The organism is Enterobacter sp. 168J2 (genome assembly GCF_034107265.1).
Taxonomy (GTDB): domain Bacteria; phylum Pseudomonadota; class Gammaproteobacteria; order Enterobacterales; family Enterobacteriaceae; genus Enterobacter; species Enterobacter nematophilus.
This window is the reverse complement of sequence record NZ_JAWNEB010000002.1, coordinates 402628-428233: the sequence shown is the minus strand read 5'-3', so window position 1 is coordinate 428233 and position 25606 is coordinate 402628. Positions and strand designations below refer to the sequence as shown.

At 55.8% G+C, this 25606-nt stretch carries 22 protein-coding genes; 13 read left to right on the top strand and 9 right to left on the bottom strand.

The annotated features are described in order from the left end of the window. The first annotated feature begins 10 nt into the window (after window positions 1-10). The gene (locus USG84_RS10110; protein WP_151413500.1) at window positions 11-1531 is read left to right on the top strand and encodes a DUF3300 domain-containing protein; all 1521 of its coding nucleotides are present in this window, start codon (window positions 11-13) and stop codon (window positions 1529-1531) included. Between the two features lie 10 nt (window positions 1532-1541). Continuing rightward, window positions 1542-2333, top strand: a complete 792-nt coding sequence (locus USG84_RS10105) for a DUF2950 family protein (RefSeq protein ID WP_320738257.1) — start codon at window positions 1542-1544, stop codon at window positions 2331-2333. A gap of 53 nt (window positions 2334-2386) precedes the next feature. On the opposite strand, the gene lpdA is transcribed toward USG84_RS10105, so the two are convergent. From lpdA to pdhR, 4 genes are all read right to left on the bottom strand, one after another. Beyond that, the gene (lpdA, locus tag USG84_RS10100; protein ID WP_253543464.1) at window positions 2387-3811 is read right to left on the bottom strand and encodes a dihydrolipoyl dehydrogenase; all 1425 of its coding nucleotides are present in this window, start codon (window positions 3809-3811) and stop codon (window positions 2387-2389) included. Between the two features lie 175 nt (window positions 3812-3986). Continuing rightward, a complete protein-coding gene (gene aceF / locus USG84_RS10095; RefSeq protein ID WP_061099214.1) occupies window positions 3987-5888 on the bottom strand; it encodes a pyruvate dehydrogenase complex dihydrolipoyllysine-residue acetyltransferase in 1902 nt (633 codons plus the stop codon). A gap of 14 nt (window positions 5889-5902) precedes the next feature. Next, window positions 5903-8566, bottom strand: coding sequence for a pyruvate dehydrogenase (acetyl-transferring), homodimeric type (gene aceE, locus USG84_RS10090; protein WP_320738256.1), 2664 nt, complete (start codon window positions 8564-8566; stop codon window positions 5903-5905). Window positions 8567-8689: 123 nt separating this feature from the next. Further along, entirely contained in the window at window positions 8690-9454 is a 765-nt protein-coding gene (gene pdhR, locus USG84_RS10085) for a pyruvate dehydrogenase complex transcriptional repressor PdhR (protein WP_014882565.1), read from the bottom strand. A 263-nt stretch (window positions 9455-9717) separates the two neighbouring features. Between pdhR and USG84_RS10080 the strand changes: the two genes are divergently transcribed. The 4 genes from USG84_RS10080 (at window position 9718) to USG84_RS10065 (ending at window position 13885) form a co-directional block, all read left to right on the top strand. Continuing rightward, window positions 9718-9945 carry a hypothetical protein gene (locus USG84_RS10080; protein ID WP_080442035.1) on the top strand — a complete coding sequence of 76 codons (228 nt, stop codon included), beginning with the start codon at window positions 9718-9720 and terminating at the stop codon, window positions 9943-9945. Window positions 9946-9991: 46 nt separating this feature from the next. Further along, entirely contained in the window at window positions 9992-11362 is a 1371-nt protein-coding gene (gene aroP, locus USG84_RS10075; protein ID WP_061099216.1) for an aromatic amino acid transporter AroP, read from the top strand. A 164-nt stretch (window positions 11363-11526) separates the two neighbouring features. Further along, on the top strand, window positions 11527-12924 hold the full coding sequence (locus USG84_RS10070) for a glycoside-pentoside-hexuronide (GPH):cation symporter (RefSeq protein WP_151413499.1): 1398 nt from the start codon (window positions 11527-11529) through the stop codon (window positions 12922-12924). 10 nt (window positions 12925-12934) lie between these two features. Continuing rightward, complete coding sequence (locus tag USG84_RS10065; RefSeq protein WP_151413498.1) at window positions 12935-13885, top strand: family 43 glycosylhydrolase; 951 nt, start codon at window positions 12935-12937, stop codon at window positions 13883-13885. 18 nt (window positions 13886-13903) lie between these two features. On the opposite strand, the gene ampE is transcribed toward USG84_RS10065, so the two are convergent. Then, window positions 13904-14758, bottom strand: coding sequence for a beta-lactamase regulator AmpE (gene ampE / locus USG84_RS10060; protein WP_253540715.1), 855 nt, complete (start codon window positions 14756-14758; stop codon window positions 13904-13906). Between the two features lie 9 nt (window positions 14759-14767). Further along, window positions 14768-15319: a 1,6-anhydro-N-acetylmuramyl-L-alanine amidase AmpD gene (gene ampD, locus USG84_RS10055; RefSeq protein WP_151413497.1), complete on the bottom strand. Its 552-nt coding sequence runs from the start codon at window positions 15317-15319 to the stop codon at window positions 14768-14770. 87 nt (window positions 15320-15406) lie between these two features. Here ampD and nadC point away from each other — a divergent pair, with 87 nt between their 5' ends. The 4 genes from nadC (at window position 15407) to hofC (ending at window position 19479) form a co-directional block, all read left to right on the top strand. After that, window positions 15407-16300, top strand: coding sequence for a carboxylating nicotinate-nucleotide diphosphorylase (gene nadC, locus USG84_RS10050; protein WP_061099221.1), 894 nt, complete (start codon window positions 15407-15409; stop codon window positions 16298-16300). A gap of 174 nt (window positions 16301-16474) precedes the next feature. Beyond that, window positions 16475-16912, top strand: a complete 438-nt coding sequence (gene ppdD, locus USG84_RS10045) for a prepilin peptidase-dependent pilin (RefSeq protein WP_151413496.1) — start codon at window positions 16475-16477, stop codon at window positions 16910-16912. A 10-nt stretch (window positions 16913-16922) separates the two neighbouring features. Next, entirely contained in the window at window positions 16923-18305 is a 1383-nt protein-coding gene (gspE, locus tag USG84_RS10040) for a type II secretion system protein GspE (RefSeq protein WP_253540711.1), read from the top strand. Beyond that, window positions 18295-19479: a protein transport protein HofC gene (hofC, locus tag USG84_RS10035; RefSeq protein WP_151413495.1), complete on the top strand. Its 1185-nt coding sequence runs from the start codon at window positions 18295-18297 to the stop codon at window positions 19477-19479. The genes gspE and hofC overlap by 11 nt, the downstream gene beginning before the upstream one ends. Before the next feature lie 41 nt (window positions 19480-19520). Here the strand turns inward: hofC and USG84_RS10030 are convergent, their stop codons facing one another. Continuing rightward, complete coding sequence (locus USG84_RS10030; RefSeq protein ID WP_061099225.1) at window positions 19521-20564, bottom strand: GMP reductase; 1044 nt, start codon at window positions 20562-20564, stop codon at window positions 19521-19523. 228 nt (window positions 20565-20792) lie between these two features. Here USG84_RS10030 and coaE point away from each other — a divergent pair, with 228 nt between their 5' ends. The 3 genes from coaE to yacG are packed head-to-tail and all read left to right on the top strand — an operon-like array spanning window position 20793 to window position 22360. Next, on the top strand, window positions 20793-21413 hold the full coding sequence (gene coaE, locus USG84_RS10025) for a dephospho-CoA kinase (RefSeq protein ID WP_151413494.1): 621 nt from the start codon (window positions 20793-20795) through the stop codon (window positions 21411-21413). Continuing rightward, complete coding sequence (gene zapD / locus USG84_RS10020; protein WP_028015517.1) at window positions 21413-22156, top strand: cell division protein ZapD; 744 nt, start codon at window positions 21413-21415, stop codon at window positions 22154-22156. Before coaE ends, zapD begins: the two co-directional genes overlap by 1 nt. Window positions 22157-22165: 9 nt before the next feature. Further along, entirely contained in the window at window positions 22166-22360 is a 195-nt protein-coding gene (gene yacG / locus USG84_RS10015) for a DNA gyrase inhibitor YacG (protein ID WP_028015516.1), read from the top strand. Window positions 22361-22397: 37 nt separating this feature from the next. Here yacG and mutT read toward each other — a convergent pair whose 3' ends face one another. Continuing rightward, entirely contained in the window at window positions 22398-22787 is a 390-nt protein-coding gene (mutT, locus tag USG84_RS10010; protein WP_151413493.1) for an 8-oxo-dGTP diphosphatase MutT, read from the bottom strand. 56 nt (window positions 22788-22843) lie between these two features. Next, on the bottom strand, window positions 22844-25549 hold the full coding sequence (gene secA, locus USG84_RS10005; protein ID WP_116342514.1) for a preprotein translocase subunit SecA: 2706 nt from the start codon (window positions 25547-25549) through the stop codon (window positions 22844-22846). Window positions 25550-25606: the final 57 nt, after the last annotated feature.

Sequence of the window (25606 nt, the reverse complement as noted above, 5' to 3'; positions counted from 1 at the left end):
GAGTCATTTTATGAAGTTGCCCTTTAAGCCACATCTGCTCGTCCTTCTGTGCAGTGCCGGGCTGCTTGCCGCCTCGGGCGTCATGTTTGTCCAAAGCCGCGCAACGGAACCCGCTGCGCCGGCGCCCGTTACACAACAGCCAGCTGCATCGGCTACGCCTGCCGCAGCCCAGCCCGCCCCTGTTGTCGCGCCAACCTACACTGCCGCGCAAATCGATCAGTGGGTTGCCCCTGTAGCACTTTATCCAGATGCCCTCCTGTCGCAGATTTTAATGGCGTCAACCTACCCGTCTAACGTTATCCAGGCGGCGCAGTGGTCAAAGGACAACCCTAAAATGCAGGGTGATGCCGCCATTCAGGCGGTAGCCAATCAGCCGTGGGACCCCAGCGTGAAATCGCTGGTCGCATTTCCTCAGCTGATGTCGCTGATGGGTGAAAACCCACCGTGGGTACAAAACCTGGGGGATGCATTCCTCGCGCAGCCGAAAGACGTGATGGATTCGGTACAACGGTTGCGCCTGCTGGCGCAACAGGCGGGTGCACTGCAATCCACGCCGCAGCAGACGGTTACCACCGTCACGAAGCCCGCACCGGCAAAAACAACATCAACAACGGTAACGGAAGCAACCAGCAATCCGACGGTCATTAAAATTGAATCTGCCGATCCGCAGGTGGTTTACGTTCCTACCTATAACCCGAATACGGTTTACGGTACCTGGCCCAACACCACTTACCCGCCGGTGTATCTCCCGCCCTCCCCCGGCGAGCAGTTTACCGACAGCCTGGTCAAAGGCTTAGGTTTCAGCCTCGGGGTCGCAACAACCTACGCCATTTTCAGCAATATCGACTGGGATGATGACTGGGATCATCACCATGACGACTGGGATAATCACGGCGGCTACAACCACAACGGTGATAACAACATCAATATTAACGTTGATAACTTCAACAGAATCAGCGGACAGCATCTCACCGATATCGATCGCACATGGCAGCATAATCCGGCCTACCGTGAGGGCGTCCCCTACCCGAATAACCAGCTGGCTAATCGTTTCCACTCCACAAATACAGCCACCGGGCTAAGCGCAACGCAGCAAAAGCCGGTTAATCGCGACAGCCAGCGCCAGGCCGCGCTCAGTCAGATGGAAAAATCAACGGGGAAAACCTTCCCGCACGCGGGCACGCGAGATGCTCAGCGTCTGGCCTCGACGCAGCAGTTAAAGCAGATTTCGCAGCGCAATAACTATCGTGGGTATGACACCAGGCCGCAGACCGTAAAACGCGCGAGTGCACCGCAGCGTGAAAATCACCAGACTGCGGCGCACAGACAGGAGAAGCGGGCTTCACAGACGGTACAGCAGCCAGCCAGGCTGCATCGCGCCAATGCGCTGAGCGGCAACGACAGCCGCTCCGGTAACTGGCAAGCCCAGCAGCAGCGCGGTGCGCAAAGCCGGCAGCTCGCTGCTCGACAACATCAGCCGCGCCAGCTCTCTGGCGAACGCGCTGAACACCGTGAATTCCGTCATCGTTAAGGGAGCCGACATGAAACGTAACTTACTCAGTGGAATAGTATTGTTCATGGTCTCGGCGACCGCAATGGCGCAGCAGTCCTTCAGCTCGCCAGAACAGGCAACCAACGCGCTGGCAAGCGCCATCAGCGAGCAAAACGAAAGCGCGATGAACAATCTGCTCGGCGAAAACTGGCACGATTTTCTGCCGCCTGAAGGCGTTGATCCTGATGCGGTCGATCGCTTTCTGCGTGACTGGAAAGTCCGTCATAATACCGTTGTCGAAGGGGATACGGCGCATCTTGTGGTCGGCGACAGCGGCTGGCAGCTTCCCATCCCGGTGGTCAAAACCGCTTCCGGCTGGCAGTTTGACATCAAAGAAGGCGCCGAGGAGATCCTGACCCGCGAAATTGGGCGCAACGAGCTCGCCGCCATTGAAGCCCTGCATGCCTACGTGGATGCGCAGCAAAGCTATTTTGCGATGAACCAGAAATACGCGCAGAAGATTGTCAGCTCTGAAGGGAAGAAGGACGGTCTGTACTGGCCCGTTTCGCCTGGCGAAGCGCCAAGCCCGCTTGGTCCGGCGTTCAGTCCGAAAGAGCCGGGTGCGGGTTACCATGGTTATCGCTTCCGCATCCTGCCGGATAATAATGGTTTCGCGATGGTGGCCTGGCCGGTCAGCTATGGTCAGACCGGCGTAATGAGCTTTGTGATAAACCAGGACGACAAGGTGTATCAGTCCGATCTCGGCAGTGATTTAGCGCAGAAAGCGCAGGCTCTTACTGCATACCATCCGGATAAAACCTGGCAGCTCGTTACCCCCTGAACGCAGCGCATAAAAAAAGCGGCCTCTGGCCGCTTTTTTTCATCTGAAGAAACTTATTTCTTCTTCGCTTTCGCGTTTGGCAGGTCGGTGATGCTACCTTCAAACACTTCAGCCGCCAGGCCCACGGACTCGTGCAGAGTTGGGTGAGCGTGGATGGTCAGCGCGATGTCTTCCGCGTCGCAGCCCATTTCGATAGCCAGACCGATTTCACCCAGCAGCTCGCCGCCGTTGGTACCGACAATGGCACCACCGATAACGCGGTGAGTTTCTTTGTCGAAGATCAGTTTAGTCATACCGTCTGCGCAGTCGGACGCGATAGCACGGCCAGAAGCAGCCCACGGGAAGGTGGCGGTCTCAAAACTGATGCCTTTCTCTTTCGCTTCTTTCTCGGTCAGACCGACCCATGCAACTTCTGGCTCGGTGTACGCGATAGATGGGATCACTTTCGGATCGAAGTAGTGCTTCATGCCGGCGATAACTTCAGCGGCAACGTGACCTTCGTGAACACCTTTGTGCGCCAGCATTGGCTGACCGACGATATCGCCGATAGCAAAGATGTGCGGCACGTTAGTGCGCAGCTGCTTGTCAACGCGAATAAAGCCACGGTCGTCCACTTCCACGCCAGCTTTGCCCGCGTCGAGGTTTTTACCGTTCGGCACACGGCCGATAGCCACCAGCACGGCGTCGTAACGCTGCGGTTCGGACGGTGCTTTTTTGCCTTCCATGGAAACGTAAATACCGTCTTCTTTCGCTTCAACGGCAGTCACTTTGGTTTCCAGCATCAGGTTGAATTTCTTGCTGATGCGCTTGGTGAAGACTTTAACGATGTCTTTGTCGGCAGCCGGGATAACCTGGTCGAACATTTCAACCACGTCAATGTCTGAACCCAGCGCATGGTACACGGTACCCATTTCCAGACCGATGATACCGCCGCCCATAACCAGCAGACGCTTAGGAACGGTTTTCAGCTCCAGGGCATCGGTGGAATCCCACACGCGTGGATCTTCATGTGGAATGAATGGCAGTTCGATTGGGCGAGAGCCTGCCGCGATGATCGCGTTGTCGAAGTTGATCACGGTTTTACCGTTTTCGCCTTCCACTTCCAGGGTGTTCGCACCGGTGAATTTACCCAGACCGTTTACCACTTTCACTTTACGGCCTTTGGCCATACCCGCCAGACCGCCGGTCAGCTGAGTGATAACTTTCTCTTTCCAGGTACGAATCTTGTCGATATCGGTTTTCGGCTCGCCGAAGACGATACCGTGTTCAGCCAGCGCTTTGGCTTCTTCGATAACTTTCGCTACGTGCAGCAGCGCTTTAGAAGGGATACAGCCGACGTTCAGACAAACACCGCCGAGGGTGCTGTAACGTTCTACGATGACGGTTTCCAGACCTAAATCCGCTGCGCGGAATGCTGCGGAGTAACCTGCTGGGCCTGCCCCAAGTACTACGACCTGAGTTTTGATTTCTGTGCTCATCATGACCTCTTAATTTATACCCGTCGTCCACCGGGTCGTTCTATCCGCCCGTATTTTACAAAATTGTTAACAATTTTGAAACAACAAACGGCTCACGAATTATCGCTTTCACCCATAACCTCATAAACCCCATGAGGTTATCAGAAAAAAGCCGGCCGAGCGGCCGGCTTTTCGGTTACATCACCAGGCGGCGAATGTCGCTCAGGGTGTTGTTGATGATGGTAATGAAACGCGCACCATCAGCACCGTCGATCACGCGGTGGTCGAAGGACAGAGAGATTGGCATCATCAGACGCGGCACGAACTCTTTGCCATTCCACACCGGCTCCATCGCGGACTTGGACACACCGAGGATAGCCACTTCCGGCGCGTTAACAATCGGCGCGAAGTGGGTGGTACCCAGTCCGCCGATGCTGGAGATAGTGAAGCAGCCGCCCTGCATTTCGCCGGCAGTCAGCTTACCATCACGCGCTTTCTTGGAGATGGTGGTCAGTTCACGGGACAGCTCGGTAATGCTCTTCTTGTTCACGTCTTTGAAGACCGGAACAACCAGACCATTTGGCGTATCAACCGCAACACCGATGTTGATGTATTTCTTCAGCGTCAGCTTCTGGCCGTCTTCGGACAGGGAGCTGTTGAAGCGTGGCATCTGCTCAAGAGCAGCGGCAACGGCTTTCATAATGAAGACCACTGGGGTGAACTTCACGTCCAGCTTACGCTTCTCAGCTTCGGCGTTCTGCTGTTTACGGAACGCTTCCAGGTCGGTGATATCGGTTTTGTCGAAGTGCGTAACGTGCGGGATCATCACCCAGTTACGGCTCAGGTTCGCACCAGAGATTTTCTGGATACGGCCCAGCTCCACTTCTTCGATTTCGCCGAACTTGCTGAAGTCCACTTTCGGCCATGGCAGCATGCCCGGGATACCGCCGCCAGCGGCTGCAGCTGGTGCAGCTTCGGCGCGTTTCACCGCGTCTTTCACGTAGGTCTGAACGTCTTCGCGCAGGATACGACCCTTACGGCCCGTGCCTTTCACTTTCGCCAGGTTCACACCGAACTCGCGCGCCAGGCGACGAATCAGCGGGGTGGCGTGGACGTAAGCGTCGTTTTCAGCGAACTCAGATTTGCCTTCCGCTTTCGCAGCAGGGGCAGCCGCTGGTTTAGCAGCCTGAGCCGGTGCAGCAGCCGGTGCTGGAGCAGCCGCGGCAGCCGGAGCTGCGGCAGGCGCAGCGCCTTCCACTTCGAAGACCATGATCAGAGATCCGGTAGAGACTTTGTCGCCGGTGCTGATTTTGATCTCTTTAACGGTACCGGCGAACGGCGCTGGCACTTCCATAGAAGCTTTGTCGCCTTCAACGGTGATCAGTGACTGTTCAGCGGCAACTTTGTCGCCCACTTTCACCATCACTTCGGTCACTTCAACTTCGTCACCGCCGATGTCCGGAACGTTAACGTCTTTCGCGCCGCCAGCAGCTGCTGGTGCAGCAGCCGGAGCCGGAGCAGCGGCCTGTGCAGGCGCGGCAGCAGGTGCTGCACCCGCCACTTCGAAGATCATGATAAGCGACCCGGTAGACACTTTGTCACCGGTGTTGATCTTGATCTCTTTAACGGTACCGGCGAACGGCGCAGGCACTTCCATAGAGGCTTTATCGCCTTCTACGGTGATCAGTGACTGCTCGGCCGCAACGGTGTCGCCTACTTTCACCAGGATTTCGGTCACTTCAACTTCGTCACCGCCGATGTCAGGCACGTTGACTTCTTTCGCGCTCGCGGCAGCTGCTGGAGCAGCGGCGGCCGGAGCGGCTTCTTTCTTCTCTTCCTGCGCAGGTGCAGCAGCTGCTGCACCGTCGGCGGAATCGAAAATCATGATCAGTTTGCCGGTCTCGGTTTTATCGCCAACAGAGACTTTGATCTCTTTAACGATGCCAGCCTGCGGAGACGGGACTTCCATAGAGGCTTTGTCGCCTTCTACGGTGATCAGCGACTGTTCAGCTTCAACTTTGTCGCCTACTTTGACCAGGATCTCGGTGATTTCAACTTCATCAGCCCCGATGTCCGGTACATTGATTTCGATAGCCATTATTCTTTTACCTCTTACGCCAGACGCGGGTTAACTTTTTCTGCATCGATGTTGAATTTGGTAATTGCGTCCGCAACCACTTTCTTATCGATTTCGCCACGTTTAGCCAGTTCGCCCAGTGCTGCTACAACCACGTAAGAAGCATCAACTTCGAAGTGGTGACGCAGGTTTTCGCGGCTGTCAGAACGACCGAAGCCGTCAGTACCCAGTACGCGATAATCATCAGCCGGAACGTAAGTACGAACCTGCTCAGCGAACAGTTTCATATAGTCAGTAGACGCCACCGCTGGCGCGTCGTTCATCACCTGAGCGATGTACGGAACGCGTGGGGTTTCCATTGGGTGCAGCATGTTCCAGCGCTCACAATCCTGGCCATCACGCGCCAGTTCAGTGAAGGAAGTCACAGAGTACACGTCAGAACCCACACCGTAGTCTTTCGCCAGGATCTGCGCTGCTTCACGCACGTGACGCAGGATAGAACCGGAGCCCAGCAGCTGAACTTTACCTTTGCTACCTTCGAGGGTTTCGAGTTTGTAGATACCTTTACGGATACCTTCCTCGGCACCTTCCGGCATTGCCGGCATGTGGTAGTTTTCGTTCAGGGTGGTGATGTAGTAGTAAATGTTCTCTTGCGCTTCGCCGTACATGCGCTGCAGACCGTCATGCATGATGACCGCCACTTCGTACGCGTAAGACGGGTCGTAAGAGATACAGTTAGGGATAGTCAGAGACTGAATGTGGCTGTGGCCATCTTCGTGCTGCAGACCTTCACCATTCAGAGTCGTACGACCAGAAGTACCACCGATCAGGAAGCCGCGAGCCTGCTGGTCGCCTGCCTGCCAGCACAGGTCACCGATACGCTGGAACCCGAACATGGAGTAGTAAATGTAGAACGGGATCATCGGCAGGTTGTTGGTGCTGTAAGAGGTCGCAGCAGCCAGCCAGGATGCGCCTGCGCCCAGCTCGTTGATACCTTCCTGCAGAATCTGACCTTTCTCGTCTTCTTTGTAGTATGCAACCTGCTCACGGTCCTGCGGGGTGTACTGCTGGCCGTTCGGGCTGTAGATACCGATCTGACGGAACAGACCTTCCATACCGAAAGTACGCGCTTCGTCGGCAATGATTGGAACCAGACGATCTTTGATCGACTTGTTCTTCAGCATCACGTTCAGGGCACGAACGAAAGCGATAGTGGTAGAGATCTCTTTGTTCTGCTCTTCCAGCAGCTGAGAGAAATCTTCCAGCGCTGGCAGTTCCAGCTTCTCGGTGAAGTTAGGCTGACGAGCAGGCAGGTAGCCTTTCAGCGCCTGACGACGTTCGTGCAGGTACTTGTGCTCTTCAGAACCTTCCGGGAAGGTGATGTAAGACAGGTTTTCTACCTGCTCATCGGTCACTGGAACGTTGAAACGGTCGCGGATGTAACGCACGCCGTCCATGTTCATTTTCTTAACCTGGTGAGCGATGTTTTTACCTTCTGCGGTATCACCCATGCCGTAACCTTTGATGGTGTGGGCCAGGATTACAGTCGCTTTACCTTTGGTTTCCTGCGCTTTTTTCAGTGCAGCGTAGACTTTCTTCGGATCGTGACCACCGCGGTTCAGGGCCCAGATCTGCTCGTCAGTCCAGTCTGCAACCAGTGCGGCGGTTTCAGGATATTTGCCGAAGAAGTGCTCACGCACGTAGGCACCGTCTTTGGATTTGAAGGTCTGGTAGTCGCCGTCAACGGTTTCGTTCATCAGCTGGATCAGTTTACCGCTGCTGTCTTTACGCAGCAGCTCATCCCAACGACCGCCCCACATCACTTTGATTACGTTCCAGCCAGCACCCGCGAAGATGCCTTCCAGTTCGTTGATGATCTTGCCGTTACCGGTTACCGGACCATCCAGACGCTGCAGGTTACAGTTGATGATGAAGCACAGGTTGTCCAGCTTCTCACGGGTCGCGATGGTGATCGCACCTTTAGATTCTGGCTCATCCATTTCGCCGTCGCCCAGGAAGGCGTAAACGGTCTGCTCAGAGGTGTCTTTCAGACCACGGTGTTCCAGGTACTTCAGGAATTTAGCCTGGTAGATCGCACCGATTGGACCCAGACCCATAGATACGGTCGGGAACTGCCAGAATTCAGGCATCAGTTTAGGGTGCGGATAAGAAGACAGACCTTTACCGTGAACTTCCTGACGGAAGTTGTTCATCTGCTCTTCAGTCAGACGACCTTCCAGGAATGCACGTGCATAGATGCCCGGAGAGATGTGGCCCTGGAAGTACACCAGATCGCCGCCGTCTTTCTCGTTCGCTGCACGGAAGAAGTGGTTGAAGCACACTTCGTAAACGGTTGCAGAAGACTGGAAGGACGCCATGTGGCCACCCAGCTCCAGGTCTTTCTTAGATGCGCGCAGAACGGTCATGATGGCGTTCCAGCGGATTGCAGAACGGATACGACGTTCCAGATCCAGATTGCCCGGGTATTCCGGTTCGTCTTCAACGGCAATCGTGTTTACGTAGTTGCTAGCCCCTGCACCTGAAGCAACCTTCACGCCGCCTTTGCGGGCTTCAGAAAGCAGCTGATCAATCAGATACTGAGCACGCTCAACACCTTCTTCACGGATGACCGATTCGATCGCCTGTAGCCAGTCGCGAGTTTCGATCGGATCCACGTCATTTTGGAGACGTTCTGACATGGGGGTATTCCTTATCTATCTAATACGTTGATTTGTCTGGAACCTGTCCCATTGTGCTCTTGGGCAAGAACACAATAAGACAGGTTCTGCGTTTAGTTGCCGCGCTCTAAAAGTACCTGGCGCTTAATCCTTTCGTTGCTGTATGCGGCGTAATGAACGTTCGCGACGCGATTGTTCACGGCTGCGGTCCAGCAAGATTTCCTCAATGAAAGCCAGGTGACGGTGCGACGCTTCGCGCGCCTGCTCCGGCTCCCCGGCCATTATCGCCTCGAATATTCGGGTGCGATGGTTGCTTACCAGTGGGAGCATCTCCCGACGGGCATACAACAATTCAAAATTCTGACGAACGTTCTGGGCCAGCATCGGCTCCATGCAGCGTAGCAGATGGAGGAGCACCACGTTGTGTGCTGCTTCGGTGACGGCGATTTGATACTGGACGACGGCGCTGGACTCGGCGTCTAAATCGCCGGACTGCTGTGCCCGTTCAATGGCCTGATGCAGTTCGCGGATACGCACACGATCTTCATCAGTGCTGCGAAGGGCGGCGTAATAGGCCGCAATACCTTCAAGCGCGTGACGGGTCTCAAGCAGGTCAAACTGGGATTCTGGGTGGTCAGAGAGAAGTTCTACCAGCGGATCGCTGAAGCTCTGCCACAGGCTGTTTTGCACAAAGGTTCCGCCGCCCTGGCGACGAAGCAGCAAGCCCTTTGCTTCGAGGCGTTGAATCGCCTCACGCAGAGAGGGACGTGAAACGTCGAACTGTTTTGCCAGCTCGCGTTCTGGCGGAAGTTTCTCACCCGGGCGCAGAGTCCCTTCGAGGATTAAAAACTCCAGCTGCTGCTCAATCACATCAGATAGTTTTGGTTGGCGAATTTTGCTGTAGGCCATATTCCCTGTCTTACGCCTTTTTGCCCGGAGTCAATTGGTCTTACCAATTTCTAGTTCGTATCGCTAAAGTAACAAAGTATTCACCTTCTGTCCATATTGGTTTTGATTGAAATCAGTAAACCCTGCACATTTTAACAACCTTACAGAAATAACGTTTCAGAAATGTAACTTTGCACAAATGAGTTGATTACTCCAAAAGAGGGAGTTTTAACCATAATGAAACGAGGGGTTTTGCAATCTGAAGCGATTCAACATGGCAAATAATGAAAATTCGCCCACTTAATAAGCATTTCTATTCTATAGGTTGGGTTAGGAAGAATAAGCGGGCCGATTTACAAATGCTTTCTTTTTATTCAAGTGGTCAGCATCCCTTCATAAAGCAGGTGCATTCGCAGGCGCTTACCACTATTCTTGCGCGTACGGAAGTCATCTCCGCTTTTTTCGGTTTGTTTAACCGTAAAGAAATAAATACAGAATATGGACTTTCATAATTACACACGCACAGCGTGAACATAACAACCACACACGAGGTTTCAAATGGAAGCTCAACAGCACGGCGATCAGCTAAAGCGCGGGCTTAAAAACCGCCATATACAGCTCATCGCACTGGGCGGTGCGATTGGTACCGGCCTGTTTCTGGGCAGCGCATCCGTTATCCAGTCAGCCGGTCCGGGTATTATTTTGGGTTACGCGATTGCGGGTTTCATCGCTTTTCTGATCATGCGCCAGCTTGGCGAAATGGTCGTTGAAGAGCCGGTCGCAGGCTCGTTTAGCCACTTTGCCTATAAATACTGGGGCAGCTTCGCGGGTTTTGCCTCCGGCTGGAACTATTGGGTGCTGTACGTTCTGGTTGCTATGGCCGAGCTTACCGCCGTCGGGAAGTACATTCAGTTCTGGTATCCCGAGATCCCCACCTGGGCGTCTGCTGCAGCCTTCTTCGTCATTATCAACGCCATTAACCTGACCAACGTAAAAGTGTTCGGCGAGATGGAGTTCTGGTTTGCCATTATCAAAGTCATTGCCGTTGTGGCGATGATCATCTTTGGCGGCTGGCTGCTGTTCAGCGGCAACGGCGGCCCGCAGGCAACCGTGCGTAACCTCTGGGAACAGGGCGGCTTCCTGCCTCACGGCATGACCGGTCTGGTGATGATGATGGCGATCATTATGTTCTCCTTCGGCGGCCTGGAGCTGGTGGGCATCACCGCCGCAGAAGCCGACAATCCGGAGCAGAGCATTCCAAAAGCCACTAACCAGGTTATCTACCGCATCCTGATCTTCTATGTGGGCTCGCTGGCCGTGCTGCTCTCCCTGCTGCCGTGGACGCGCGTGACCGCTGACACCAGCCCGTTTGTTCTCATCTTCCACGAGCTGGGCGATACCTTTGTCGCAAACGCCCTGAACATCGTGGTGCTGACCGCAGCGCTCTCCGTTTACAACAGCTGCGTATACTGCAACAGCCGCATGCTGTTCGGCCTGGCCCAGCAGGGCAACGCGCCTAAGATGCTGCTCAACGTTGATAAACGCGGCGTGCCGGTCAATACCATCATTGTTTCAGCCATCGTGACCGCGCTGTGCGTGCTGATTAACTACATGGCACCGGAGTCGGCGTTTGGCCTGCTGATGGCGCTGGTGGTCTCTGCCCTGGTTATCAACTGGGCGATGATCAGCCTGGCGCACATGAAGTTCCGCCGCGCGAAGCAGCAGCAGGGCGTCACCACGCGCTTCCCTGCCCTGCTCTATCCGCTGGGTAACTGGATTTGCCTGCTGTTTATGGCGGGCGTGCTGGTGATCATGCTGATCACGCCGGGTATGGCGATTTCCGTCTATCTGATCCCGGTCTGGATTGCGATCCTTGGCGTTGGCTACCTCTTCAGCCAGAAAAGCCGTAATGCTATGAAGGCGCACTAAGCCTCCCGCCGCGGCACCTGCTTTTGCGGGTGCCGCGCGTTGTTACCTCCTTCACACTTTCACGCCCACAGCACATTTATCCATATCACCGCCCTGATACTGCAACGCATATATCCCTTTGCCAGCAAATAATTCTCTCCATACCGTAAACCGGAGAGCTGTCGATGGATAACAACAAACTGTCAGTAAAAGAAAAGATCGGCTATGGAATGGGCGACGCGGGATGCAACATCATCTTCGGCGCCATCATGTTGTTTGTTAACTATTTCTATACGGATATTTTTGGCCTCGCGCCTGCGCTGGTCGGCGTGCTGCTGCTGTCCGTCCGCGTGATTGACGCCGTAACGGACCCGATCATGGGGGCGATTGCCGACCGTACCCGCAGTAAATATGGCCGGTTTCGTCCATGGCTGCTGTGGATTGCGTTCCCCTACGCGCTGTTTAGCATCCTGATGTTCACCACCCCGGAGTGGAGCTATAACAGCAAAGTTATCTATGCGTTTGTCACCTACTTCCTGCTCTCGTTAACCTATACGGCCATCAACATCCCTTACTGCTCGTTAGGTGGAGTGATCACCAACGATCCGAAAGAGCGCGTGGCCTGCCAGTCGTATCGCTTCGTGCTGGTCGGCATCGCCACGCTGCTGCTGTCTCTGACGCTGCTGCCGATGGCCGACTGGTTTGGCGGGGATAACAAAGCCAAAGGTTACCAGATGGCGATGACCGTCCTGGCGCTGATTGGCACCTGTATGTTCCTGTTCTGCTTCGCCACCGTGCGCGAGCGCGTGCGTCCGGCGGTGCAAACCAACGACGAGCTGAAAAACGACCTGAAAGACGTGTGGAAAAACGATCAGTGGGTGCGCATTCTGCTGCTGACGCTGTGCAACGTCTGCCCGGGCTTTATCCGTATGGCGGCAACCATGTACTACGTCACCTGGGTGATGGGCCAGAGCACCCACTTCGCCACGCTGTTTATCAGCCTGGGCGTTGTCGGCATGATGCTCGGCAGCGTGCTGGCGAAAGTGCTGACCGACCGCTGGTGCAAGCTGAAGGTCTTCTTCTGGACCAACATCGTGCTGGCGGTATTCTCCTGCGCCTTCTATTTCTTCGACCCGAAAGCCACCGTTACTATCGTAGTGCTCTACTTCCTGCTGAACATCCTGCACCAGATCCCATCTCCGCTGCACTGGTCGCTGATGGCCGACGTGGACGACTACGGCGAGTGGAAAACCGGGAAACGCATCACCGGGATCAGCTTCTCCGGCAACATCTTCTTCCTCAAACTGGGCCTGGCGATTGCCGGGGCGATGGTCGGCTTCCTGCTATCCTGGTACGGCTATGACGCGGGTGCAAAAGCGCAAAGCGCGGACGCCATTAACGGGATCGTGCTGCTCTTTACCGTCATTCCGGGCATTGGATACTTAATTACCGCTGGGGTGGTGCGTCTGCTGAAAGTGGACCGTGAGACCATGAAGCAGATCCAGTCCGATCTGGAAAAGCGCCGCGCCAACTACCGCGAGCTGAACGACTATCAGGAACTTAGAGCCGCTGAGACTAAATAAGGAAAGCCGAATGCAAACCTGGCCAAACCCGTTTATCGAACAACGCGCCGACCCGTACATTTTACGCCATGAGGGACAGTACTATTTTATTGCCTCCGTGCCGCAGTACGACAGGCTGGCGATCCGCCGCGCGGACTCGCTGGAAGGGCTACGCAACGCTGAAGAGGTGGTGGTCTGGCGCAAACCAGAGACCGGCCCGATGAGCCAGCTAATCTGGGCGCCGGAACTGCATCATATCGACGGCAAGTGGTACATCTATTTTGCCGCGACGCATACCCAGGCGCTCGACGCGCTCGGGATGTTCCAGCACCGCATGTTTGCGATTGAGTGTGCGGACCGCGATCCGCTCACAGGTACCTGGATCGAGAAAGGTCAAATCAGCACCCCGTTCGACACCTTCGCCCTGGATGCCACCACCTTTGTCCATCAGGGCAAACGCTGGTACCTGTGGGCGCAAAAAGCCCCGGATATTTCCGGTAACTCCAATCTTTATCTGTGCGAAATGGAGAACCCGTGGACGCTGAAAGGCGAGCCGGTGATGCTCAGCAAGCCAGAATACGACTGGGAATGCCGCGGCTTCTGGGTCAACGAAGGTCCGGCGGTGTTGGTTCACGGCGATAAGCTGTTTATCAGCTACTCCGCAAGCGCGACCGACGAGAACTACTGTATGGGGTTACTGTGGATAGACCTGAACGCCGATCCGCAAAACCCGGCAAACTGGCACAAATCCCCTCGCCCGGTTTTCGTCACCAGCTACGAGAACCGCCAGTACGGGCCAGGCCACAACAGCTTCACGCAAACGCCGGAAGGGGAAGATGTGCTGGTGTACCACGCAAGAAATTACACCGAAATTGAAGGCGATCCGCTCTACGATCCAAACCGTCATACCCGCCTGAAGCTTGTCCGCTGGGACGAAAACGGGATGCCTGATTTCGGCATCCCGCCTGCGGATACGTTATAGCGTTTACGGCGCGCTGGGTTACACCAGCGTGCCGTAAATGGTCAGCAGCGCCACAATCACTACCACCACAAACGAGGTTTTCTTCGCCATTGAAACGGCAGCTTTTGGCGTTTCGATCCTGTCGGAATGCGGCTCTCGCGCCAGCGAGAACTGCGCCAGGCGCGTCAACACCTGATACTGGGACGTATGGCGGTCCCCAAGAGAAGCGAACCATGCGGGCAGCGCTTTTTCACCGTGCCCAATTAAGGCGTACACCACGCCCACCAGACGCACCGGAAGCCAGTCGAGCACGTGCAGGATGGCATCAATGCCCGAAAGCAAACGCTCATGCGGCGTCAGGTAACGGGCAAGCCAGGTCTGCCAGGCGCGCAGGAACGCATAGCCCATCAGCAGCACCGGCCCCCACGGGCCGCCCACCACAAACCAGAACAGCGGTGCCAGGTAGTAGCGGAAGTTAATCCACAGCAGCGCGTTTTGCAGCTCGCGCAGGAACTCGCGCTCGTCGCAGTCCGGCGGCACGCCGTGGATCATCGTCAGCTCGCTCGCCATCGCGCCGCGCGCGTGGGCATCGTCACGGGAAGCGGCTTTCAGGTAGGCGTGATAGTGCAAACGCACCTTGCCCGCACCAATGCACAGCACGCCGAGCAGGATCCACACCACCAGCAGCGGCACGTTGAAAAAGAGTCCGTACAGCGAGCGCAGCAGCAGGAAGGTAATAAGCATGACGCCCGCCATCATCAGCAGCGTGCGCAGCATGGAAAAGTGCTTGATGCGGCGGAATAACACCTCCAGCCGGTGATCCAGTTGCCAGTGTTCGCCGAGCTTGAACAGGCGTTCAGCGATGATAACCAGCAGCATGGTAAACAACGTCATGGTATCTCCTTATTCTGACGACGCGGCAAGCATGGCGCGAAACCGCGGCCAGTCAAATGCCGGGCCGGGATCGGTTTTTCTCGCCGGAGCGATATCGCTGTGCCCGGTAATATTGTCGGCGATTGCCGGGTAGAGTCCGATAAGCGCGTGGGTAATAGCAACCAGCTGTTGATACTGGGCATCGGTGTAGGGGGTAGTGTCCGTGCCTTCCAGCTCGATCCCAATCGAGAAATCGTTGCACCGTTCGCGCCCGTGATACATCGATACCCCGGCATGCCAGGCGCGCTTATCAAAAGGAACATACTGAACCACCTCACCATCACGGCGAATCAGGCAGTGTGCCGACACGCGCAAATGCGCAATCTCAGCGAAGAAAGGATGGGCATTGGGATCTATCGTTCCCGTGAATAACGCATCGATCCACGGGCCGCCAAACTCACCCGGCGGGAGGCTAATATTATGAACCACCAGCAGTGTGGGCTTTTCATCCTCCGGGCGGCAGTCGTGGTGCGGCGAGGGCACATGCCGCGCATCCACCAGCCATCCGTTTTCTAACAACATGCTGGAACTCCTTCTGTATGGTGCAATGACTCGGTTCAGAGTAGCATGTTTCAATATTATGATTCGTTACCAATTTGGAGTTTTATCATGCCGCCTCGCCGCTACAACCCCGACCACCGACGTGAAGCGCTTCTGGAACGTATTAATATGGATATTCCGGCAAGCGTCGCCCATGCGTTGAAAGAAGATCTGGGGGGTGACGTTAACGCTGAAAAGGATATTACCGCACAATTGTTGCCAAAAGAGACACGCTCGCACGCGGTCATTATCACCCGTGAGGAGGGCGTTTTTTGCGGCAAGCGTTGGGTTGAAGAGGTCTTTACTCAGCTGGCGGGTGACGATGTACAGGTGACATGGCACGTTGATGATGGTGATGCGGTGACCGCCAATCAGCCGCTGTTCGAACTGGACGGTCCTTCCCGCGTATTGCTGACCGGCGAACGTACCGCGCTCAATTTTGTCCAGACGCTCTCTGGCGTCGCCAGTGAAGTGCGCCGCTACGTTGACCTGCTGGCCGGCACCCGAACCCAGCTGCTGGATACCCGCAAAACGCTGCCGGGCCTGCGCACTGCGCTGAAGTACGCGGTGCTCTGCGGCGGCGGCGCAAACCATCGTCTGGGTCTATCCGATGCCTTCCTGATTAAAGAGAACCACATTATTGCTTCTGGCTCCGTGCGTCAGGCGGTGGAGAAAGCCTTCTGGCTGCATCCGGATGTGCCTGTTGAGGTGGAGGTCGAAAGCCTGGAAGAGCTGGAGCAGGCGATCAAGGCCGGGGCCGATATCATCATGCTCGATAACTTCGAAACGGAGCAGATGCGCGAGGCGGTGAAACTGACCAACGGCCGGGCCCAGCTTGAAGTGTCCGGAAACGTCACTTTCGACACGATCCGTGAGTTCGCCGAAACCGGCGTAGATTACATCTCCGTCGGCGCGCTGACCAAGCACGTTCGCGCCCTCGATCTCTCAATGCGCTTCAAATAACGCCCGCTCCCCTCTCCGCCCGGAGAGGGGAATTTCAGCCTCGCTCGCAAATCCATTGTTCTTCTCTGCAACACGGAATGAATTCTCTGAAGCTCCTTTCTCATTCTCTTTTTTGCCCCTCGTTTCTGCCCTGTCCCGCTGACAAAGTAGCGCCACTTTGCAAAAGGAGCAGATATGGACAGACAACAAGGATTCACACTCATTGAGCTGATGGTGGTCATTGGCATTATTGCGATTCTGAGCGCCATCGGCGTTCCCGCCTATCAGAACTACCTGCGTAAAGCAGCCCTCACCGATATGCTGCAAACTTTCGTTCCCTATCGCACTGCAATTGAGCTTTGCGCGCTGGATCATGGTGGCGTAGAAAGCTGCGATGCGGGCAGTAACGGTATACCCTCTCCTGCCACGACGCGTTACGTCTCGGGGATGAGCGTGGCGAAAGGGGTCGTGACCTTAACAGGCCAGGAGAGCCTGAACGGGCTGACGGTAACCATGACGCCACAGTGGAGCAACGGCAACGGCATGACGGGCTGGACGCGTGACTGCAATATCAGTGCTGACAGCGCGCTTAAGCAGGCCTGTGAAGACGTCTTCCGCTTCGACACTCACTGAGGAGCGGATAATGAACACCGATCAACTCGTGGCGCTTTGTCTTCGCCACCATGCGCTACTGCTCAACAGCGACAGCGACATGATTAGCATCGCCGTTGTGGGAACCCCCGCGCCTGAACTGATGGAGGCCCTGCGCTTCGCCACCCAGAAGCGGATTGATATCGAATGCTGGAGCGCTGAACGCATGGAAAAGCACCGGCAGTTAACCGCGCAATCGCATCTGCCCGTCGTTTCGCAACCCCACTCCGCGGTGGATATCCTCAACCACACGCTGCAGCAGGCAGTAAACCAGCGCGCGTCTGACATCCATATCGAACCGATGGAGCACGCGTGCCAGATCCGCTTACGTATCGACGGGGTACTTTACCCGCAGCCTCCCCTTTCCGCCGCGCTGGCGACGATGCTCAGCGCCCGGTTAAAAGTGCTGGGTAATCTGGATATTGCGGAACGCCGCTTGCCGCAGGACGGTCAGTTTACGATTGAGCTGACAAACGAGCCGGTCTCGTTTCGTATCGCCACGCTTCCCTGCAACGGCGGTGAGAAAATTGTGCTGCGTTTGCTGCATCAGGTTCAGCAGGCGCTGGAACCTAACGCGCTTGGCATGAGCGCTAAACAGCTGGCCTGTTTTAATGAGGTGCTCCACCAGCCTCAGGGGCTAATTCTGGTCACCGGCCCGACGGGCAGCGGAAAAACCGTAACGCTCTACAGCGCGTTGCAGGCGCGTAACACCCCTGACGTCAACATCTGCAGCGTGGAGGATCCCATCGAGATCCCGCTTGCGGGGTTAAATCAGACGCAGGTTAACCCCCGCGCGGGCTTAACGTTCCAGAGCGTACTGAGGGCGCTGCTCCGTCAGGATCCGGACATCATTATGGTCGGGGAAATTCGCGATGGTGAAACGGCAGAAATTGCCATCAAAGCCGCGCAGACCGGGCATCTGGTATTGTCGACGCTGCACACCAACTCGACGACCGAAACCCTCATTCGTCTGGAGCAGATGGGCGTGGCGCGCTGGATGATCTCTTCCGCGCTCTCGATGGTGATTGCCCAGCGGCTGGTTCGGCGCCTTTGTCCGCACTGCCGACAGAAAACAGGAGAGCATACGGACCTGCCGCGCTCGGTTTGGCCGCGGCAACTTCCTCGCTGGCAGCCCGCAGGCTGCGATCGTTGTTATCACGGTTTTTACGGCCGCGTGGCCATTTTTGCAGTGCTTGCGATCGATAATCCCCTGCGCCAGGCGATTGCCAGCGGAGCAGGCACCGAGGTGATTGAAGCCAGCGCCCGACAGGCGGGACTCATCTCGCTGTTTGAACACGGCTGCATGGCCGTTGAACAAGGGATGACCACGCTTGAAGAGCTAGTGCGCGTTCTGGGTATGCCCGATGGCTGCTAATCAACTCTGGCGCTGGCGAGCAATCTCCGCTGAAGGAGAACCCCGAAGCGGGGTTCTCTGGGCCACAGACCGCAACGCCGCCTTCACCAGGCTGGTACGTAACGGCCTCCATCCTCTGGCCCTGACCCGATGCGCTCAAAGGCACCGCTGGCGTTCACATCACTGCTATGAGATGTTTCGTCAGCTCGCAACGCTTTTGCAGGCAGGGCTGACGCTCGCGCATAGTCTGCAAATGCTGGCAGACCAGCATCCGATAGAGCCGTGGCGGGGGCTACTGCAAAGCGTTGCCGATGAGCTCAGCGAAGGGTCTCCTTTTTCTGAGGCGCTCAAACGGTGGCCTGCGGTCTTTAGCCCACTGCATATCTCAATGGTGAAGACCGGAGAGCTAACGGGGAAGCTTGAAGCGTGCTGCCGGGAGCTTGCTGAGCAGCAAAAAGCGCAGCAGCAGCTCAGCGCAAAAGTGAAAAAAGCGCTGCGCTACCCGGCGATCGTCCTGGCGCTGGCCGTACTCGTCGTGCTGGCAATGGTCACCCTGGTTTTGCCCGAGTTTGCCGCGATCTACAAAACGTTTAATACCCCGCTTCCGGCGCTGACGAGAATAGTGATGGGGATAGCCGCGTTTATGCAGTCATATGCCCTGGTGCTGTTCGCGATGCTGCTTGTTCCCGTAACCGCAGCCTGGGCTCTGCGACACCATCCTCGCTGGCAGCGTATGCTGCTGAATATTCCCGTAATGGGAGCGCTGGCGAAAGGGCAAAAGCTGGGGCAAATCTTCACCGTGCTGTCGCTCACGCAGCAGGCGGGCATTGCCTTCTTACAGGGTCTTGAGAGTGCAGAAGAGACTGTTGAAAGCCGGTACTGGCAGGGAATACTCCGCAGCATACGCGAGGACATTGAAAAAGGTCTCCCCGTCTGGTCGTCCTTTCAGAAGGCGGCAATGTTTACCCCGCTCTGTATTCAGCTTTTACGAACCGGCGAGATGTCTGGTTCGCTGGACGTTATGCTGGCAAACCTTGCCCGCCATCACACGGAACAGACCTTTCAACGAGCAGACAACCTGGCGGCGCTTCTGGAGCCGCTGCTCCTGGTTGTTACGGGGGTCATCATCGGCACGCTGGTGGTGGCAATGTATCTGCCGATTTTCCATCTGGGAGATGCCATGAGCGCGGGATAGTGCAGTAGCGCTGGCGCACGAGCATGCGCCAGCGAAAGCCATTACAGGCTATTGAAAACGCGGTTTTCCTGCTCCTGAACGCGAATAAACGTGGTGCGTTTCGTCAGCTCTTTCAGGCGGGATGCACCGACGTAGGTACAGGCTGAGCGCAGGCCGCCCAGGATGTCGCGCGCGGTGTTTTCAACCGGGCCGCGCAGAGGCAGCTTCACGGTTTTGCCTTCTGCCGCACGGTATTTTGCCACGCCACCAACGTGTCGGGTCATCGCGGATTCAGAGCTCATACCGTAGAACAGCATGAATTTCTCGCCGTTCTCTTCCACCACGGTGCCGCCGCTCTCTTCGTGGCCTGCCAGCATACCGCCGAGCATCACGAAGTCCGCACCGCCGCCAAAGGCCTTTGCGACATCGCCCGGCATAGTGCAACCGCCATCGCTGATGATCTGGCCGCCCAGACCGTGCGCCGCGTCGGCACATTCAATGACCGCGGAAAGCTGCGGATAACCAACGCCGGTCTTAACGCGCGTGGTGCATACGGAGCCCGGGCCAATGCCCACTTTCACGATGTCGGCACCGGAAAGGATCAGCTCTTCACACATTTCACCGGTCACCACGTTGCCCGCGATGATGGTTTTGTTCGGCCAGGCTTCGCGCGCCTTGCTGACGAACTGCACGAAGTGCTCGGAGTAGCCGTTCGCCACGTCAATACAAACGAAGTTAAGCGCCGGGTTGGCGTTCAGGATCTGTTTGGTTTTCTCGAAATCGGCGTCGGAAGTACCGGTGGAGACCATCACGTGCTTCACCACGTCAGCAGAGGCGGACGCAACAAACGCATTCCACTCTTCAGGGCTGTAGTGCTTGTGGACTGCAGTAAGAATATCGAACTGAGCCAGCGCCGTTGCCATCTCAAAGGTACCGACTGTATCCATGTTGGCAGCAATGATTGGCACGCCAGACCAGGTCTGACCGGAGTGTTTAAAGGTGAATTGACGTTCAAGTTCAACGTCTGAGCGACTTTTCAGTGTAGAGCGTTTAGGGCGGATAAGAACGTCTTTGAAACCTAACTTCAGATCTTCTTCGATACGCATGTGCGGATTCCTGGGGTTAGAGGCAAATATGTTAAAAGCACAACTCCAGTGACGTTATCATACGCACTAATACCTGCTCCGCAAGACTGCGAAATTCTCTTTTTTTACGCTACAATCCTATAAATTTACCTGGTAAAAAGCCAGTAAAGAGAATCAAACATTTACTGTCGCACGTTTGTTTTTTAAGCAACTGATTTTCATAATGAATAATTCCCAGGATTTGATTTAATGGGGTATATCGTCGCAGTAACCGGCGGCATCGGTAGTGGCAAAAGTACCGTTGCGGACGCATTTTCTCGTCTCGGCATCGCGATTATTGATGCTGATATTATTGCCCGTCAGGTGGTAGAGCCCAATACACCCGCGCTAAAGGCCATCGCAGACCATTTCGGCAAGGCAATCATCAATGCCGACGGCACGCTGAACCGCCGTCAGCTTCGCGAATATATTTTTTCCGATTCTGCGGAAAAAGCCTGGCTTAATGCCCTGCTCCACCCCATTATCCAACAGGAAACTCAGCGTCAGATAGCCGCAGCCCGCTCTCCTTATGTCCTGTGGGTGGTTCCGCTCCTGGTGGAAAACCAGCTGCATAAGAAAGCCAATCGGGTACTGGTGATTGATGTCACACCCGAAACGCAAATCCAGCGAACCATGACGCGCGACCACGTCTCGCGTGAACATGCTGAACAAATTCTTGCCGCTCAGGCCACGCGCGCTCAGCGCCTTGCCGTTGCGGATGATGTTATTGATAATAACGGCGCACCAGATGCCATTGCATCGGATGTTGCCCGTCTGCACGCGCAGTATCTGACCTTCGCCGCGCAGGCCGTTGCACAGGAAAAACCATAATGTCCACTCACATCCTTTTTGAGCACCCGCTTAATGAAAAAATGCGTACTTGGCTGCGCATTGAATTTCTCATCCAACAGCTTTCACAACATCTGCCCGTTAACGATCATGCCACGGCGTTGCACTTCTTTCGCAACGTAGGCGATCTGCTGGATGTGATTGAGCGCGGCGATGTCCGCACGGAGCTGTTGAAAGAGCTGGAGCGCCAGCAGCGTAAATTACAGGCCTGGGCCGAAGTGCCGGGCGTGGATCAAAGCCGAATTGACGCCTTACGCCAGCAGTTGAAAAACAGCAGCACGACGCTGATGGCCGCGCCGCGCGTTGGGCAATATTTACGAGAAGACCGTTTGATTGCGCTGGTGCGCCAGCGCCTGAGCATACCGGGCGGCTGCTGTAGCTTTGACCTGCCAACGCTGCACATGTGGCTGCATATGCCGCAGGAACAGCGCGATCGTCAGGTAAACAGCTGGCTGGGCAGCCTGGAGCCGATGAATCAGACGCTATCGCTGATCCTCGATCTTGTGCGTAACTCTGCCCCGTTCCGCAAGCAAACCAGTCTCAACGGTTTTTATCAGGACAACGGCGACGACGCCGATCTTCTGCGCCTGAATCTGTCTCTTGGCGAGCAGCTTTATCCGCAAATTTCCGGGCATAAAAGCCGTTTCGCGATCCGCTTTATGCCGCTGGACAGTGAAAATGGCACCGTGCCGGAACGCCTCGATTTTGAACTGGCCTGTTGTTAAGGAGTGCCAATGTCTGACGTCACCACCGTAAACTGCCCCACCTGTGGCAAAACCGTTGTCTGGGGCGAAGTGAGTCCATTTCGCCCATTCTGCTGCAAGCGCTGCCAGCTCATTGACCTGGGCGAATGGGCGGCGGAAGAGAAACGTATTCCGAGCGAAGGCGACCTCTCGGATAGCGATGACTGGAGCGAAAGCCAGCAGTAACGTTCAAAGCCTGCTGGCGCGTCGTCCGGCAGGCCTGCTATTGTGCCGCTAAGCGGCGGATCACAGGCTCATTGGCTGGCGGGAATTTGTCGGCATCGCTGGCCTGAAGTTCCACCCAGTTACCCGGCTGTCCCTCTTTTCCCCAGGGGTCACCTTCCCAGCTTTCCACCAGCCAGAACCACAGCGTGATGTGCCTGTCGGGAAACTGGTACTCCAGCTTATCAAACAGCGTGGCGCCAAGCGGGGTAATCCCCACCTCTTCCTGCAGCTCACGCACCAGCGCCTCTTCCGGCGTTTCTCCTGACTCGATTTTCCCGCCAGGAAACTCCCACCTGTTCGCCATATGGGCGTCAGCAGCGCGCTGGGTGATGAAGATTTGGTTTTGCGGGTTGCGAATAATCCCGACGGCAATTTGCAGTATTTTCATAGTGTCACTTCCATAAAAAAGGCGCAGATGTCTGCGCCTTTTCATTTTTTATGAACTTAGTTCAGACGGCCGTGGCAGGCCTTGTATTTTTTACCGGAACCACATGGGCACGGATCGTTACGACCCACTTTACGATCGCCGGTCTGCGCGGCGATCGCCGCTGCGGCTTCGCTTTCGTCAGTCTGGTGGCTCAGCTGCTGCATCTGCGCCAGACGCTCAGCTTCTTCACGACGCTGCTGCTCCATCGCTTCCACTTCTTCCGGCATGCGCACCTGAACCTTGCTCAGGGTGCTGATCACTTCGTACTTCAGTGACTCCAGCATAGACGCAAACATGGAGAAGGATTCACGCTTGTACTCCTGCTTCGGATCTTTCTGCGCATAGCCGCGCAGGTGGATCCCCTGACGCAGGTAGTCCATCGCCGCCAGGTGCTCTTTCCACAGGGAGTCCAGGGTCTGCAGCATCACGCCTTTTTCGAAGTGACGCATCATCTCAGCGCCAACCACTTCTTCCTTACGCTTATAAACTTCCAGCGCTGTTTCAAAGATTCGTTCGCGCAGGGTCTCTTCATGCAGCTCAGGCTCTTTGTCCAGCCACTCTTTGATTGGCAGATCGAGATCGAAGTCGTTTTTCAGGCGTTCCTGCAGGCCTTCAACATCCCACATCTCTTCCAGAGACTGCGGTGGAATATGCGCGTCGATGGTGGCTTTGAACACATCTTCGCGGATGCTGTTGATGGTTTCGCTCACGTCGGACACGTCCAGCAGTTCGTTACGCTGGGTGTAGATCGCACGACGCTGATCGTTGGCAACGTCATCATATTCCAGCAGCTGCTTACGAATATCGAAGTTGCGGCTTTCCACTTTACGTTGGGCGTTAGCGATCGCTTTAGTCACCCACGGGTGCTCAATGGCTTCGCCTGGCTTCATGCCCAGCTTACGCATCATGCCGGACACGCGGTCGGAGGCGAAAATACGCATCAGCGCATCTTCCATAGACAGGTAGAAGCGGGAAGAACCGGCATCACCCTGACGGCCCGCACGGCCGCGCAGCTGGTTGTCGATACGACGAGATTCGTGACGCTCGGTACCAATGATGTGCAGACCACCGGATGCCAGCACCGCGTCGTGACGCACCTGCCAGTCGGCTTTGATCTGCGCGATCTGCTCTGGCGTTGGGTTTTCCAGCTCTGCGACTTCAGCCTGCCAGCTACCGCCGAGCATAATATCGGTACCACGACCCGCCATGTTGGTGGCGATGGTCACGGCAGCCGGATAGCCCGCCTGAGCAACGATATCCGCTTCTTTGGCGTGGAATTTGGCGTTCAGAACGTTGTGCTTGATGCCCGCTTTGGTCAGCTCATTGGAAACCACTTCGGATTTCTCGATGGAGATGGTCCCCACCAGCACCGGCTGGCCATTGGCAGTACGGTCGCGAATATCTTCGATGATCGCCTGAATTTTTTCCGCTTCGGTCATGTACACCAGGTCCGGCATATCCTTACGGATCATCGGACGGTTGGTTGGCACAACCACGGTATCCAGCTTGTAGATGGAGCTGAATTCAAACGCTTCGGTATCTGCGGTACCGGTCATCCCCGCCAGCTTCTCGTACAGACGGAAGTAGTTCTGGAAGGTGATAGAGGCCAGCGTCTGGTTTTCGTTCTGGATATCCACGCCTTCTTTCGCTTCAACGGCCTGGTGCAGACCGTCAGACCAGCGACGCCCCTGCATAGTACGACCGGTGTGTTCATCGACGATGATGACTTCACCGTCTTTCACGATGTAGTCAACGTCGCGGGTGAACAGCGCGTGGGCGCGCAGCGCGGCGGTCACGTGGTGCATCAGCATAATGTTGCTCGGAGAGTACAGAGACTCGCCCTCTTCCATAATGCCTTCAGCCACCAGCAGCTCTTCGATTTTCACCAGACCGCGTTCGGTCAGGTTCACCTGGCGCGCCTTCTCGTCAACGGAGAAGTGGCCTTCACCCTGGAAGGTATCGGAGTCTTCTTTCTCCTGGCGCAGCAGGTGTGGAATGATTTTGTCGACTTTACGGTACATGTCAGAGCTGTCTTCGGCCGGGCCGGAGATGATCAGCGGGGTACGCGCTTCATCGATCAGAATGGAGTCAACCTCATCCACCAGCGCATAGTGCAGCTTACGCTGGACGCGCTCTTCCGGGCTAAACGCCATGTTGTCGCGCAGGTAGTCGAAGCCGTATTCGTTGTTGGTGCCGTAGGTGATGTCCGCGTTGTAGGCTTCGCGCTTGGCGGGTGCCGGCAGGCCGGACATGTTGATGCCGACGGTCATGCCGAGGAACTCGAACAGCGGACGGTTGTTTTCGGCATCACGCTGGGCTAGATAATCGTTGACGGTAACGACGTGAACGCCCTTACCGGTCAGTGCATTCAGATAAGCCGGCAGCGTTGCGGTCAGGGTTTTACCTTCACCGGTACGCATTTCCGCGATGCAGCGCTCGTTAAGCACCATACCACCCAGCAGCTGAACGTCGAAGTGACGCATGCCGAACACACGTTTACTCGCTTCACGCACAACGGCGAAAGCTTCCGGGATCAGGCTCTCTAAGGTTTCGCCTTTTTCCAGGCGCGCGCGGAATTCCGCGGTTTTCGCTTTGAGCTCGTCATCAGAGAGCTTCTCCATCGCCGGTTCCATACCGTTGATGACGTTTACAGCTTTGCGCATACGGCGCAGGGTACGATCGTTACGACTACCAAAAACTTTGGTTAATAATTTGATTAGCATAATAAATTCTCAAACGCCCCAGACGGGCAGATAAATTAAGGTATTGAAAAAAGTTAA